Origin of the sequence: Vibrio sp. 10N.247.311.47 (genome assembly GCF_041467535.1) — a bacterium.
Classification (GTDB): domain Bacteria; phylum Pseudomonadota; class Gammaproteobacteria; order Enterobacterales; family Vibrionaceae; genus Vibrio; species Vibrio crassostreae_C.
Genome location: NZ_JBFSUR010000035.1, coordinates 44,334 through 57,304, shown reverse-complemented (window position 1 = coordinate 57,304; position 12,971 = coordinate 44,334). Strand labels below are relative to the sequence as shown.

Annotated in this window: 12 protein-coding genes; 7 read left to right on the top strand and 5 right to left on the bottom strand. The window is 45.3% G+C overall.

What is annotated here, in order from left to right; translation table 11 throughout:
• Window positions 1–808 precede the first annotated feature (808 nt).
• Genes AB6E51_RS19980 through hemC form a run of 4 tightly spaced genes read right to left on the bottom strand, consistent with a single transcriptional unit; the run spans window position 809 to window position 4,905 of the window.
• Entirely contained in the window at window positions 809–1,990 is a 1,182-nt protein-coding gene (locus tag AB6E51_RS19980) for a heme biosynthesis protein HemY (protein ID WP_372058914.1), read from the bottom strand.
• Entirely contained in the window at window positions 1,990–3,216 is a 1,227-nt protein-coding gene (locus AB6E51_RS19975; protein WP_017061006.1) for a uroporphyrinogen-III C-methyltransferase, read from the bottom strand. The genes AB6E51_RS19980 and AB6E51_RS19975 overlap by 1 nt, the downstream gene beginning before the upstream one ends.
• A gap of 19 nt (window positions 3,217–3,235) precedes the next feature.
• Window positions 3,236–3,964: a uroporphyrinogen-III synthase gene (locus AB6E51_RS19970; protein WP_017061007.1), complete on the bottom strand. Its 729-nt coding sequence runs from the start codon at window positions 3,962–3,964 to the stop codon at window positions 3,236–3,238.
• Between the two features lie 2 nt (window positions 3,965–3,966).
• Entirely contained in the window at window positions 3,967–4,905 is a 939-nt protein-coding gene (hemC, locus tag AB6E51_RS19965) for a hydroxymethylbilane synthase (protein ID WP_017061008.1), read from the bottom strand.
• 344 nt (window positions 4,906–5,249) lie between these two features.
• Here hemC and AB6E51_RS19960 point away from each other — a divergent pair, with 344 nt between their 5' ends.
• Complete coding sequence (locus AB6E51_RS19960) at window positions 5,250–7,778, top strand: class I adenylate cyclase (RefSeq protein ID WP_017066755.1); 2,529 nt, start codon at window positions 5,250–5,252, stop codon at window positions 7,776–7,778.
• A 72-nt stretch (window positions 7,779–7,850) separates the two neighbouring features.
• On the opposite strand, the gene cyaY is transcribed toward AB6E51_RS19960, so the two are convergent.
• The gene (gene cyaY / locus AB6E51_RS19955) at window positions 7,851–8,165 is read right to left on the bottom strand and encodes an iron donor protein CyaY (RefSeq protein WP_017061010.1); all 315 of its coding nucleotides are present in this window, start codon (window positions 8,163–8,165) and stop codon (window positions 7,851–7,853) included.
• A gap of 75 nt (window positions 8,166–8,240) precedes the next feature.
• Here cyaY and lptM point away from each other — a divergent pair, with 75 nt between their 5' ends.
• The 6 genes from lptM to yigB are packed head-to-tail and all read left to right on the top strand — an operon-like array spanning window position 8,241 to window position 12,871.
• The gene (lptM, locus tag AB6E51_RS24545; protein WP_017063757.1) at window positions 8,241–8,357 is read left to right on the top strand and encodes an LPS translocon maturation chaperone LptM; all 117 of its coding nucleotides are present in this window, start codon (window positions 8,241–8,243) and stop codon (window positions 8,355–8,357) included.
• Window positions 8,358–8,399: 42 nt separating this feature from the next.
• The gene (lysA, locus tag AB6E51_RS19945; RefSeq protein ID WP_017066756.1) at window positions 8,400–9,653 is read left to right on the top strand and encodes a diaminopimelate decarboxylase; all 1,254 of its coding nucleotides are present in this window, start codon (window positions 8,400–8,402) and stop codon (window positions 9,651–9,653) included.
• An 11-nt stretch (window positions 9,654–9,664) separates the two neighbouring features.
• Complete coding sequence (gene dapF / locus AB6E51_RS19940; protein WP_017061013.1) at window positions 9,665–10,495, top strand: diaminopimelate epimerase; 831 nt, start codon at window positions 9,665–9,667, stop codon at window positions 10,493–10,495.
• 44 nt (window positions 10,496–10,539) lie between these two features.
• Complete coding sequence (locus tag AB6E51_RS19935; RefSeq protein ID WP_017061014.1) at window positions 10,540–11,238, top strand: DUF484 family protein; 699 nt, start codon at window positions 10,540–10,542, stop codon at window positions 11,236–11,238.
• A complete protein-coding gene (xerC, locus tag AB6E51_RS19930; protein WP_017061015.1) occupies window positions 11,207–12,139 on the top strand; it encodes a tyrosine recombinase XerC in 933 nt (310 codons plus the stop codon). Before AB6E51_RS19935 ends, xerC begins: the two co-directional genes overlap by 32 nt.
• Before the next feature lie 15 nt (window positions 12,140–12,154).
• The gene (yigB, locus tag AB6E51_RS19925) at window positions 12,155–12,871 is read left to right on the top strand and encodes a 5-amino-6-(5-phospho-D-ribitylamino)uracil phosphatase YigB (protein WP_371725446.1); all 717 of its coding nucleotides are present in this window, start codon (window positions 12,155–12,157) and stop codon (window positions 12,869–12,871) included.
• The last annotated feature ends 100 nt before the right edge of the window (window positions 12,872–12,971 follow it).

Sequence of the window (12,971 nt, the reverse complement as noted above, 5' to 3'; positions counted from 1 at the left end):
GAAGGTCTGTAGCGCTTGGAATGGATTTCTTGAGTGCAAAGATCGCGTCACAAAAGTGTGTACAAGAGATTGGATTGACCTGATCAGTTAATTTTCCGGATTGGTATGAGTCTTATTATTCGTCTCAGAGTTTGTAGAGGCGCTTTACGTTGATCACGAGCTCTGATATTCCGACACTTATTATTAAGCTCTGCTCTCTCTAGCAGCGCTTGATTACGTAAGTTTATACTTGTGGCTATTGGTTCGTTGATTAACTTTTCCTGAGCGTCTTGAGAGCTCTATCTCCTACTAATTTGAACTGGCTGATAAAGATGCCTCGTTTCTAATAACAAGGTTTTGTTGGTCGGTAACTCTTGCTATATCCCTTCTACTTAATAGATGAATCTACAGGCAGTTACGTGAACTCCCCGGTTATAACGGTTTATAGTTGGAACATTGATGTCTATTTAATTGTTAATTCAGCGTGATTTAAAGTGGGTATCTGTCTGCGGGTAAATATCTTTAAACGCCTTCTCTCAAGCTGATCTCCATTTGTTCTTGAACTTCAAGGTATCACTTTTCTCTATGACTCCTCTCGAACCTCTTATAAGGACTTGTTTATAAGAATGGTAAAACTACGTACAGACACAACTAAAGTCGTTCTCCGTGTGTTTGAGAAGCCCAGTTGAGCAATTTCATGGTTAGTTGGTATTGGGCAGGTAAGTGTTTGATGAGCTTGGTTTATAGCTATTGTAGAAGTTATCTAGGGTTAAATAGCAGATACAAAAAAGCCGATGCTAGACATCGGCTTAGTTTGAGTCGCTTAGAGTTAAGCGGGTTGAACTAGAGCGAGCGCTTTACGAGAAACCTCGTGAGCTGCTTTTGTTAAGTTTTGCTTCTCTAGTGCGTCAGATAGGTATCCGTAATCTGAAACATTTGAACGAAGTGCTAGGGCTTTCTCAAAGTGGCTTTGTGCTTCCGCCCACTTCTGCTCTCTTAAGTAGAACTGAGCCAGCGCGCTGTGTGCTTCGGCATTACCACTGTCTTTACTAATTGCACGTTCTAGCATGACCACTACTGGGTGGTGATCGGATAAGTTCAGCTCTGGAAGCAACATGTAGAGTTCATTTGACCCACTCTTTGCAATGTTCTCTTTGATCACAGTGAAGGCTTCTGAGTCAGCTTTGCGAGCGATAAGTTGCTTCACAAAGCAGGATACAAGGTGCGAACTTTGTTTCTGTTTTCTTGAAAGCTTGTTCCAATGGCTGATTAAACCTTCGCTACCTTGCTGTTGTGCCACATCATGAAGTAGCCCACATTGTGCTTTCTGCTCTAATTCACGTTGCTCATCAGCTGTTAGAAGTTTGTTCTTAACTAATTTAGGAGTTAACTCTAGCAATGGCTGCCATAACTTCAGTTGCAAGTAAGTGGCTTTTAACAGGCCAAGTACAGCAGTGTTATTAGGGTATGTGCCTTTTAGGGTCGAAAGTGTATCGAATGCAGCTTCGTAGTTTGACTCGCTGATTTGCTGTTTTGCTTTAGTTAGCTCAACGGCCAGTAGAGAGTCCTCTTGTTGGCTAGCAAGTTCGATGTACTTATCACGCTCACTCGTATTACCTTGTTCATGAGCAGCTTGAGAAGCGACTAAATAGCAAAGTAGAGGCATGTCGTGATGGTTAGCCCAACGAGTTACTTTCTTCTCAGCGCCTTTCCAGTCACCTTCAAGTAGCTTGATAATGCCTTCATTGGTATAACGACGAGAACGTTTCAGCTTACGAACACTGAACCAGTTCCAAGTTGTCGAGCTTGCGTACATAAGCTTTTTAAATAGGTACTCTAAGCCGAATAGAGCCGCTAGAAGAGCAATGACAAAGATAACCAGTGTTGTCACGCTCATCTCAATAGTCTTATTCGCAATTGAGATCAGAACGTAGCCTTGTTGACCAGAGAACTGAGTACCAACAATTAACCCAGCACCTAGAACGAGAAAAAGAAAAATCCAACGAATCATTATTTTTCCTCCGTGGTCATAACGGTGACTTCACGACGTAGGCGCTCACGTATCACATCTGACAACTCATTTTGAGATTCAAGCTTTACAGGGTATTTCACAGAGATGTTCTGTTCACTTAGCTGTTTAATCGCTTTCTCAAATTCAATCACTGAGTTGTTATCTTGGTTTAGATACGCTTTCGACCACTCGCTAGCGGTATTAAGAGCTGCGCTATAGAGTTCACCTTGTTCTTTGTAGACGGCGCGAATCGCGGTTTCTAATTTACCTTTGATGTTTTCACGCAGGTAGAAGTGTTGTTCAGGAGAGAGTAGAGGGATAACTTCGCCATCACGACTACGGAAGGTAATGAAGTTTTCTGAGAAGTCTTTCATCGACGTCATCAGGTTGTTCTGCCAATCATTAATATCTTGCGATACCGCTTTTTTCTCAACAACCGCAGCTTCCGGAAGAATCGCATTGGCAAGCGGCAGTGTATCGACTTGCTGTTGCAAGCTTGTGATACGCAGAACTAAGCCGTCACGGTCGATCAGAGGAATAGTGCGAAGCTTGGTAATGTCATTGGTCATTGATTGACGCAGTGACACTAAGCTCGGGTCATTCAGTGCTGCGATACGTTGATCGGCGCTTTCCATTAACTTGGTTGCGCTAACGGCATCATGCTCGAGGAACAGTTTACGTCCTGCTAGTTTCACAAGGTAATCGGCTTCGGCAAGTAACCAGTCATTCGGGCGGCGACCTTTCACGTCAGCCACTGCTAACTGCAGGCTTTGAATGCTCTTCTGCTGTTGAGATTGCACGACCTGAGTTTTCTCCACCGCGTGTGAGGCTTCTTGGATAGTCTCTTGCTTGATGGTTTGTAGGTCTTTATTTACCGCAGATTGGGTATTTTGAAGTTGTGCTTGAAGAGCGGCTATTTGAGCCGAGTATTCAGCGCTCTTTTGCTGCATTTGAAATGCGATACCGCCACTGAAGATAATTGAAATAGCGATCGCAATAGCGCCTAGTTTGACACCGCGCTTACCTTGCTTTTCTGCTTTCTCTATTTGCTCTTTATGCTCAGCTTGAGGCTGCTCATTTTTAGCGGTATTTGAAGCAGAGGCATCAAGCTTCTGTTCAGGTTGTTTTGTCTCTGTAGAGTCAGCTTTTTCGTTTTCAACAACTACTGGCTGAGTATCTTGTTTCTTTTCAGGTTCAATATGCTCATTATTTTTTTTGCTTGTCATGCTTATTTCCTGTTTCTAGCTAGGGCCGGAGAGCAGCCAGTAATATTTGGTTCGTAGCACTGTGAGTATTGGTCACATTCGAGAAGCCGAGTTGTTGTGCTCGTTCTACAATGCGCTGGCTTGGGACAAATAGATGTCTTGTTGAAAGCCAAGCCAAATACTCATCAGGGGTAATTGAGCAGAGATACTCCAATTGTTCCTGACTAGTGATGACAACTTTGGACGTTTTTTTGTTTATCCATGTTTGATAGGTATTGTGGTCGCTAATAGGAATATATTCTCTACGGTAGGTCTCACAATAAGAGACTTGTGCACCTCGATTGAGTAGAGAATCTCTAATGAGCTCACGCCCACCATTACCACGTAGTATCAAAATGGACTTATTTTCTACGCCATTAAGTTCAGTAAGTTTAAGAAGATGTTCACTATCACTAACTTGAGGATAGTTTACTTTTTGTTTACAGACTTTGCTTAAAACGTGCGCAGTTTTTTGACCAACGCCAAGATAAAGCGGCGAAGTAGGCCAAATGGATGAGGTTTTTGAAAGGATGCTTTGGGCAGCCGCCACGGCGTGGTGACTGACTGCAATAATGATATCGCTGTTATTAAGCTGGGTGCTTAAATCCGCAGAGTTGGGATTATCCACGATACGAATCAGCGGATGATGGATTGCTTGAACCCCTTCATCCGCTAGTTGTTGGCAAAGCGATTGTCCCTCTGAACCGGGACGAGTCACCAACACTGTCATGATTATTCTTGGTCAACGTAGAGCTTGGTTAAGATTTCTCTCGCGCCATCATCCAGCAATTGATTTGCCAGAGTCACGCCAAGTGCTTCTGCATCTTTGCGAGGGCCAGAGATCTCACCACGAACCATCTTAGAACCGTCCGGTTCACCAACTAATGCACGTAGCCAGATGTTTTCGCCATCTAATAATGAGTAGCTGCCGATAGGAACCTGACAGCCACCTTCTAGGGTAAGGTTCATTGCACGTTCGCACAGTACACGATCAGCCGTGTCTTTATGATTCAGTGGTTCAAGGAGTTTAATCAGACGCTCGTCATCAAGGCGACACTCAATACCAACAGCGCCTTGGCCAACAGCAGGGAGAGACTGCTCTGGTTCGATGAAGCTACGAATACGCTCTTCTAGCTCTAGACGTTTAAGACCTGCAGCAGCCAGTACGATCGCATCGTATTGACCATCATCGAGTTTACCTAGACGAGTACCAACGTTGCCGCGCAGCTCTTTGATGATCAGATCTGGGCGGTATTCTAACAGTTGGCATTGGCGACGCAGACTGCACGTACCCACGACAGCACCTTGTGGGAGTTCGTCGATGTTGTTGTAAGTGTTTGATACGAAAGCGTCACGCGGATCTTCGCGCTCACAAATTGTTACCAGACCTAGACCTTCAGGGAAGTCGACAGGTACATCTTTCATTGAGTGAACCGCTAGGTCAGCACGACCTTCTAGCATGGCTACTTCAAGTTCTTTAACGAACAGTCCTTTACCACCCACTTTAGCAAGCGGAGTGTCTAGGATGATGTCACCTTTGGTCACCATAGTTACCAACTCAACCTCTAAACCAGGGTGAGCAGCTTGCAGTGCATCCCTTACAAAGTATGCCTGCCAAAGGGCAAGAGGGCTTTTTCTGGTCGCGATACGGATTGGTGCTGAATTTGTCATGGTGTTTCCGATATAGGTTCTGTAATAGCCTAATCCTACCATTATGAGGCGAGAATTCTTACTGTTTGATCATTCCATACTTTGATAGCTGAGAGATTTTCATGAGTTCACCAAAATAGTGTGATTAGTATCTCATTTGAAACATGGGCTATTATTAGAAATAGTCAATAAAGAGGACACTACGGCGCCGTGAGTTTAACTTTCTGTCATCAAGGAATTGACCAGTATGACGGGTTCCTTTGCTTTACCATTAAGGGTAAAAGTGTTAAATTGATCACGTTTTGTTGCTCCTTTCGTTCAGTAACTAAACAGAACTGCACTTAACCTCAAACCAAGGACTTACCTTGCAGGCTTACACTCAAACTTTGATTCAACGATTAGACAATCTAAATCAGCAGCGCATTGATCGTGCGTTGGCGTTGATGAATGTGCAAGGCCAGCGAGTATTCAACCTTATTCCCGCACTGCTTCACTTCAATCACCCGATGATGCCTGGTTATTATGACCAACAAGTTCCTTTTGGAATTCGTAGCTTCACGCTTAATGAATTCCAAAAGCAATTTGTCTCTGATACCGAATTAACGCTGGGTGGCAAACTCACCGAGACGGATGAACCAGCAATCCTTGGCTTGTACACCATGGGTAGTACTTCTTCTATTGGTCAAAGCACTTCAAGTGATCTTGATATCTGGGTGTGTGTTTCCCCGGATATGGATGGCGCCTCTCGCGATAGCCTAACCAACAAGTGTCTCTTGATTACCGATTGGGCTGAAACCTTGGGAGTAGAAGCGAACTTCTTCTTGATGGATGAAGAGCGTTTCCGTTCGAACCATTCAGAAGAGATGACCGGCGATAACTGTGGTTCTTCACAGCACTTATTATTGCTTGATGAGTTTTATCGCTCTGCGGTTCGTTTGGCTGGTCAGCGTTTGTTGTGGCAAATCATTCCGCCAGAAATGGAAGAGTGTTACGACGAGTATGTTCAAGGTTTGTGTCAGGATGGCTATCTTGATTGCTCGCAGTGGATCGATTTCGGCAAGCTGAATCGCATTCCCGCTGAAGAGTACTTTGGTTCAAACCTGTGGCAGCTCTATAAGAGTATCGACTCACCGTATAAATCGGTTTTGAAGGCGATCCTGTTAGAAGCCTATTCATGGGAATACCCAAACACCCAACTGCTGAGTATTGATACCAAGCGTCGCTTCTTCGCGGATGAACCGGATCTGTATGGCATGGATAGTTACTATCTGATGCTTGAGAAGGTAACGCGCTACCTAGAGCGTATTAACGACCATACTCGATTGGACTTGGTGAGGCGCTGTTTTTATCTTAAGACCCACGAGAAGTTGTCACGAGATGCGGGCATTGGTTCTGTTGCGTGGCGTCGTGAAGCCTTGACTGAGATGACTAAGTCTTGGAATTGGGGACATGAAACCATTGCTGAGCTCGATAACCGCCGTAACTGGAAGGTTGAGCAGGTTAAAGTGGTGCACCATGCACTGCTTGATGCCTTGATGCTGAGCTACCGTAATCTGATTCAATTTGCGCGTCGTAACGACATCACTTCGGCAATCAGCCCACAAGATATCAGTATCTTGGCACGTAAGCTTTACGCTGCGTTTGAGGTATTGCCAGGTAAAGTGACACTGCTGAACCCACAAATCTCTCCGGATCTGCATGAACCCGACTTGAGCTTCATCGAAGTTCGTCAGGGTCAGTCGAATAAAGCAGGTTGGTACTTGTATAAGCAGCCACTGGTTGCACACCGCATTCTTGGTCAGCCTTCTCTAGAGCACCATGAGTACTTGAGTAAGTTGGTAGCATGGTCGTTTTTTAATGGCTTGATTACCGAGTCGACACGTTTGCACTCTGTGGTACGTGACGCTCACATCGATATCGATAAGTTCTATCAAATGGTGAGCGACCTGCGTAATACGTTTTCTTTGCGTAAGCGTCGCCCAAGTATGCAAGCACTGGCGAGCCCGTGTGAGATAAGCCAGCTAGCGATGTTCATCAACTTTGAAAATGACCCGACGTCTGAATTAAGTGGTCGTGCATTAAAAGTGGACCTCAAGAACGCCGATATCTTCAGCTTTGGTGAGGAAGGTAAGAGCTTAGTCGGCAGTGTCGACTTAGTTTATCGTAACTCTTGGCATGAAGTACGTACGCTGCATTTCCAAGGTGATACGGCAATGCTGGATGCGCTGAAGACGGTACTTGGCAAAATGCACCAAGATGCTTTACCGCCAGAATCGGTTGATGTGTTCTGTTACAGCAAAAACCTGCGTGGTGTGATGCGTAACATGGTGTATCAACTGCTTGCTGAGTGTATCGATTTACGATTGAAACCGATTGAACCCGAGAAGCGCCGCCGCTTTAAGGCTATTCGTTTAGCTAATAAGATGTTTGGTCTGTTCTTCGAACGTCGTGGTGTGTCGGTACAGATGTTGGAAAACTCGGTCGATTTCTACCGTAGCATCTCAACCAATAAGCTCAAAGGCTCACCTTTACTGATGCTCGATAAAGAGCAAGAGTATCAGCTACCAGAAGTGGTGGATGGTTTTGCGAGTGAGGGCTTGATTCAGTTCTTTTTCGAAGATACCGACAAAGGCTTCAATATTTATGTATTGGACGAGTCGAACCAAGTTGAGGTCTACCACCAGTACAGCGGTGAAAAAGATGAGATGATCGCGAGCGTGAATTCTTTCTACACATCGGTAAAAGATGAGTCGAAGATGTCGTCTAAGTTGATTAACTTTAACCTACCTCAATACTACCAAATCGTTCATCCTGAAGAAGGCAATTCTTACGTTGTGCCTTATCGTAACGATGCAACTTTAGCTTCTCGGAGCTCAAAGATAGTTAACATCTAGTCTTACTAAGCCCGATTGATTTTAAAAAAAGGAGTGATTGATTCACTCCTTTTTAGTTTTGCTTACAAATGATTAGACCCAATCGATCGCTTCACCTGCGTGCTTCACGCATTCTTCTTTAACCATCTCAAACAGCTCCATGCCCGTCTTTGAACATGTCCACTTGTCGTCAACTAGCTTGAAGTGAAAGCCACCAGATTTAGACGCTAACCAGATTTCTTTCATTGGTTCTTGGCGGTTAATGATGATTTGGCTGCGGTTCTCAAACTCCAGCGTCATCACGTTACCAGTCACTTCGTAATCAATATCTGCCTCTGATTCATCGATAGCTTCTTCGATGTTTTGCATCTGTATATCGACCAGCTGATGAAATTCAGTCTCGTTCATCCTTTCTATCCTATTGCTTTTCCTGAGTGTGGTGCGATTATAGGGGGCATTGAGTTAATAATCACGATATGCAAAATGAAAAAATTAATTGCTGCTCTATTTATGATGTCCGTTATTGGACTTTCTGGTTGTGGTCAAACGGGTCCTTTGTACGATCCTGATGAAGTTCAGCAAACCGAACAATCACAATAAGTGAAAACACGCAGAAATCGTTATTTATAAGGGATAAGAACTTTGGATTACTTCAACTATCAGGAAGATGGCCAGCTTTGGGCTGAGGACGTCGCACTTTCACAACTAGCAGAGCAATATGGTACACCGCTGTATGTATATTCTCGTGCAACATTAGAACGCCACTGGAATGCGTTTGATTCATCGGTTGGTGAGCATCCGCACTTGGTGTGTTATGCCGTTAAAGCTAACTCAAACCTTGGCGTGTTGAATACTTTGGCTCGTTTGGGCTCTGGCTTCGATATCGTTTCTGGCGGTGAGCTAGAGCGTGTGGTTGCTGCCGGTGGCGATCCAGCAAAAGTTGTATTCTCTGGTGTCGGTAAAACAGCCGCTGAAATGAAGCGTGCGCTTGAGTTGAACATTAAGTGTTTCAACGTAGAGTCTGAACCAGAACTAGAGCGACTGAATAAAGTAGCTGGTGAGCTTGGTGTTAAAGCGCCGATTTCACTGCGTATCAACCCAGACGTTGATGCGAACACTCACCCTTATATCTCTACAGGTCTGCGTGATAACAAGTTTGGTATCGCTTTCGACCGTGCTCCTGCTGTTTATGAGTTTGCAAAAACACTCGATAACTTGTCTATCCATGGTATTGATTGCCACATTGGTTCTCAGTTAACGGATATCGAACCTTTCATCGATGCAACCGATCGCCTACTTGCGCTGATCGACCAGCTACGTGCTAACGGTATCAACATCAAACACCTTGATGTCGGTGGCGGCTTGGGTGTGGTTTATCGTGATGAATTACCACCACAGCCTTCTGACTACGCGAAAGCTTTATTGGCTCGCTTAGACAATCATTCTGATCTAGAGCTGATTTTCGAGCCTGGAAGAGCGATTGCTGCTAACGCTGGTGTATTATTAACGAAAGTCGAGTTCCTCAAGCCAACAGAGCACAAGAACTTTGCCATCATCGATGCAGCAATGAACGATCTAATGCGCCCAGCACTTTACCAAGCTTGGCAGGATATTGTTCCTGTGAGCCCTCGTCAGGGTGAAACTGTGACTTACGATTTGGTTGGCCCAATCTGTGAGACAGGCGATTTCCTAGGTAAAGATCGTGACCTTGTTCTTGAAGAAGGTGATCTGCTAGCAGTTCGTTCAGCGGGTGCTTATGGCTTCGCGATGTCATCTAACTACAACACTCGTTCGCGTGCGGCTGAAGTGATGGTGGATGGCGATAAAACTCACTTGGTTCGTCAGCGTGAAGAGCTTACGAGTCTGTGGGAACTTGAAAACATTCTTCCGGAGTAATTTTAAGCGTTATGCACTTCCACTTTTCTAAAATGCATGGTTTGGGCAATGATTTCATGGTCGTGGACTGCATTACTCAAAATATTTTCTTTTCTCCAGATTTGATCCGTCGCTTGGCGGATCGTCACACTGGCGTGGGCTTTGATCAGCTACTTGTGGTTGAGGCTCCCTATGATCCAGAAACTGATTTCCATTACCGCATATTCAATGCGGATGGCAGTGAAGTGGAGCAGTGTGGCAATGGTGCACGTTGTTTTGCACGATTCGTTCGCATGAAAGGCTTAACGAATAAGTACAGCATCAACGTGAGTACCAAGAAAGGTAAAATGGTTCTCAAGATTGAAGAGAATGACCTGATCACGGTGAACATGGGCATTCCTGAGTTCGAACCCGGCAAGATTCCATTCAAGGCCAAGCAGCCAGAGAAGACGTATATCCTAAGAACGGATGTACACACCTTATTCTGTGGTGCGGTAAGCATGGGTAACCCACATGTGGTTACCGTGGTTGATGACGTCGACACGGCTGATGTGGACACCTTAGGCCCACTACTTGAATCACATGAACGTTTCCCTGAGCGTGTTAATGCTGGCTTTATGCAGGTCGTTAACCGTGAAGAAGTTCGTCTACGTGTTTACGAACGCGGCGCGGGTGAAACTCAGGCATGTGGCAGCGGAGCGTGTGGCGCAGTTGCAGTGGGTATCACTCAAGGCTTACTGGCTGAGAATGTGAAGGTTCGTCTACCAGGCGGTGACTTACACATTAGCTGGCAAGGCCCGGGTAAACCTCTGTTTATGACCGGCCCTGCAACGCATGTGTTTGATGGTCAACTTTCTTGCTAATAACGACCCAAAACAAATATATTCATAAAAATAAAGGATAGGTTTTGTCTTACGTTGAAGCCGACGCACTCACCGCAGAAGTGGTCGCGGAATATTTACGTGATAACCCAGATTTTTTCCAAGACCGAAAAGATTTGGTTGATCGCCTTGCTATCAATAACGTTGAGCAGGGCGCTGTTTCTCTGGTTGAGGTTCAGCTTAAACGCCAACGTCATCGAATCGAAGAGCTTGAAGAAGAGATCACTGGCTTGATGTCGTTGGCAGCAAATAACGATAAAACCTTCTATGAGTTTATGGATCTGCAAGCGCAAGTGCTGAAATGCAGTGACTTCATGCAGGTGATAAAAGCCGTTGAACAAAAAGCGTTAGATCTTGGGCTTAAGGCTCATGTTCGTATTCTTTCGCAATCTGGCTTTTATCAGTTGAGTGCTGAGGGTTACTCTAAGTTTTCGCTTAACCATTTCAATGGCAAAGATGCTTATCTTGGACGCTTGAGAAAAGCCGACAGACACGATTTGTTTGGTGATTATCCAGTTCCAGAGCTAGGCTCTTATGTAGTACTACCGCTTGCTAAGCAGTCTCCATTGGGTTTGCTCGCCTTTTCTAGTGAAGATGGCGGACATTTCCAACCCCATATGGATACGCTCTTTTTACGCCATTTAGCACTTGTTGTCGCTCATTTGGCGGACACCTTACCTTGGCAGATAAATAATGAGCCTAGAGCCCAAAATACCTCTTCCTAACAGCCTTCAAAAGCCACTTTCTCGCTTCTATGAATATCTCCGAAGCGAGAAGGGACTCAGCCTACACACCCAACGTAATTACAAACAACAACTTGAAACCATGGCCGGTCATTTAGTCACTCTAGGGCTAAAGGATTGGGGTCAAGTCGATGCGGCGTGGGTCAGACAACTGGCCAGTAAAGGCATGCGTGAGGGAATGAAAGCGAGCAGCATTGCAACGCGCTTATCGTCACTGCGCAGCTTCTTTGATTTCCTTGTGTTGCGTGGCGAAATGACCGCCAATCCAGCCAAAGGTGTCTCTGCACCTCGCAAACAACGCCCTTTGCCTAAAAACCTCGATGTTGATGAAGTGGGTCAACTGCTTGATGTGAATGAGGACGATCCATTGTCGATTCGTGATCGAGCGATGATGGAGGTGATGTATGGTGCTGGATTACGACTGGCAGAACTGGTCGGCATCAATCTGAAAGATGTGTTGGGTCGACAAGGCGAAATCCGAGTGATTGGTAAAGGCGACAAAGAACGCAAAGCGCCTTTTTCTGGTTTAGCTAAAGAGTGGGTCGATAAATGGCTCAAAGTTCGTGGTGAATTGGCTTCACCGGGTGAAACCGCGCTGTTTGTCTCTAAGCTCGGGACTCGTATCTCTCACCGCAGCGTGCAAAAGCGCATGGAAGAGTGGGGCAAGAAGCAATCTGTCGCGAGCCACATCAGCCCGCATAAACTGCGTCACTCCTTTGCAACGCATGTGCTGGAATCGAGCCAAAATCTTCGTGCTGTGCAAGAGTTGCTTGGCCATGAAAACATCTCGACGACCCAAGTGTATACCCACTTAGATTTCCAACACTTAGCACAAGCTTATGATCAGGCTCACCCGAGAGCTCGTAAGAAGAATAAAGATTAGATTAAAGGGTTTACTATGCGAATTTATCGAGGGTTAAAGCCCATCAAAGCCATGACCTTTGACTTGGATGACACCCTGTATGACAACTGGCCTGTGATCATGAAGGTTGAGAAAGAGATGGCACAGTGGCTTTATCAAAAGCACTCAGTGTCGGCTTCTTTATCGCTTGAAGAGTGGCAGGGCATTAAGCAGCAAGTCGCATCTGAAAACCCAGCTTTGAAACATGATGTCACCGTGTGGCGTGAAACTCAGATTAAGAGTGGTTTGCTGCAATTGGGTTACTCTCTGCAGCAAGCAGAGCAAGCGGCTCGAGAGGGCATTGAGCATGCCTTGTGGTTGCGTAATCAAGTCGATGTCCCTCAAGAAACGCATCGAGTGATGACTGAACTTAGCCAACGTATTCCTCTGGTTGCGATTACCAATGGCAATGTCGATCCACACAAAATTGGCTTAGGGCTGTACTTTCAATTAATCCTTAAAGCCGGCCCTGATGGCAGAGCAAAACCCTATCCAGATATGTTTGAAAAAGCTCAGCAACACCTAGGTTGTGACGCTGAGAATATTCTTCATGTTGGCGATCACCTCAAAACGGATGTCTATGGAGCCAAGCAAAATGGCTTCCAAGCGTGCTGGTTTAATGACACTGGTTCCAATTTATACCGCTCCCCGAAGGCGAGTGTGCTCCCTGATGTTGAAATAGACCAACTTAGCGATCTTATGCGACTAATTTAATGGCTCGGTAAGCTTATTGTGTCGCATTTATGCTATTGAATTGTTACATTAGTCGCCTATAAAAGCCTGATTAGGCTAGGATAATTGGCGACTACTTTTT

Bases quoted from the DNA above. Each gene is read 5' to 3' on its own strand.
- AB6E51_RS19980 (WP_372058914.1), bottom strand. From the start codon at position 1,990: ATGATTCGTTGGATTTTTCTTTTTCTCGTTCTAGGTGCTGGGTTAATT.
- AB6E51_RS19975 (WP_017061006.1), bottom strand. From the start codon at position 3,216: ATGACAAGCAAAAAAAATAATGAGCATATTGAACCTGAAAAGAAACAA.
- AB6E51_RS19970 (WP_017061007.1), bottom strand. From the start codon at position 3,964: ATGACAGTGTTGGTGACTCGTCCCGGTTCAGAGGGACAATCGCTTTGC.
- hemC (WP_017061008.1), bottom strand. From the start codon at position 4,905: ATGACAAATTCAGCACCAATCCGTATCGCGACCAGAAAAAGCCCTCTT.
- cyaY (WP_017061010.1), bottom strand. From the start codon at position 8,165: ATGAACGAGACTGAATTTCATCAGCTGGTCGATATACAGATGCAAAAC.
- lptM (WP_017063757.1), top strand. From the start codon at position 8,241: ATGAAAAAATTAATTGCTGCTCTATTTATGATGTCCGTTATTGGACTT.
- dapF (WP_017061013.1), top strand. From the start codon at position 9,665: ATGCACTTCCACTTTTCTAAAATGCATGGTTTGGGCAATGATTTCATG.
- xerC (WP_017061015.1), top strand. From the start codon at position 11,207: ATGAGCCTAGAGCCCAAAATACCTCTTCCTAACAGCCTTCAAAAGCCA.
- yigB (WP_371725446.1), top strand. From the start codon at position 12,155: ATGCGAATTTATCGAGGGTTAAAGCCCATCAAAGCCATGACCTTTGAC.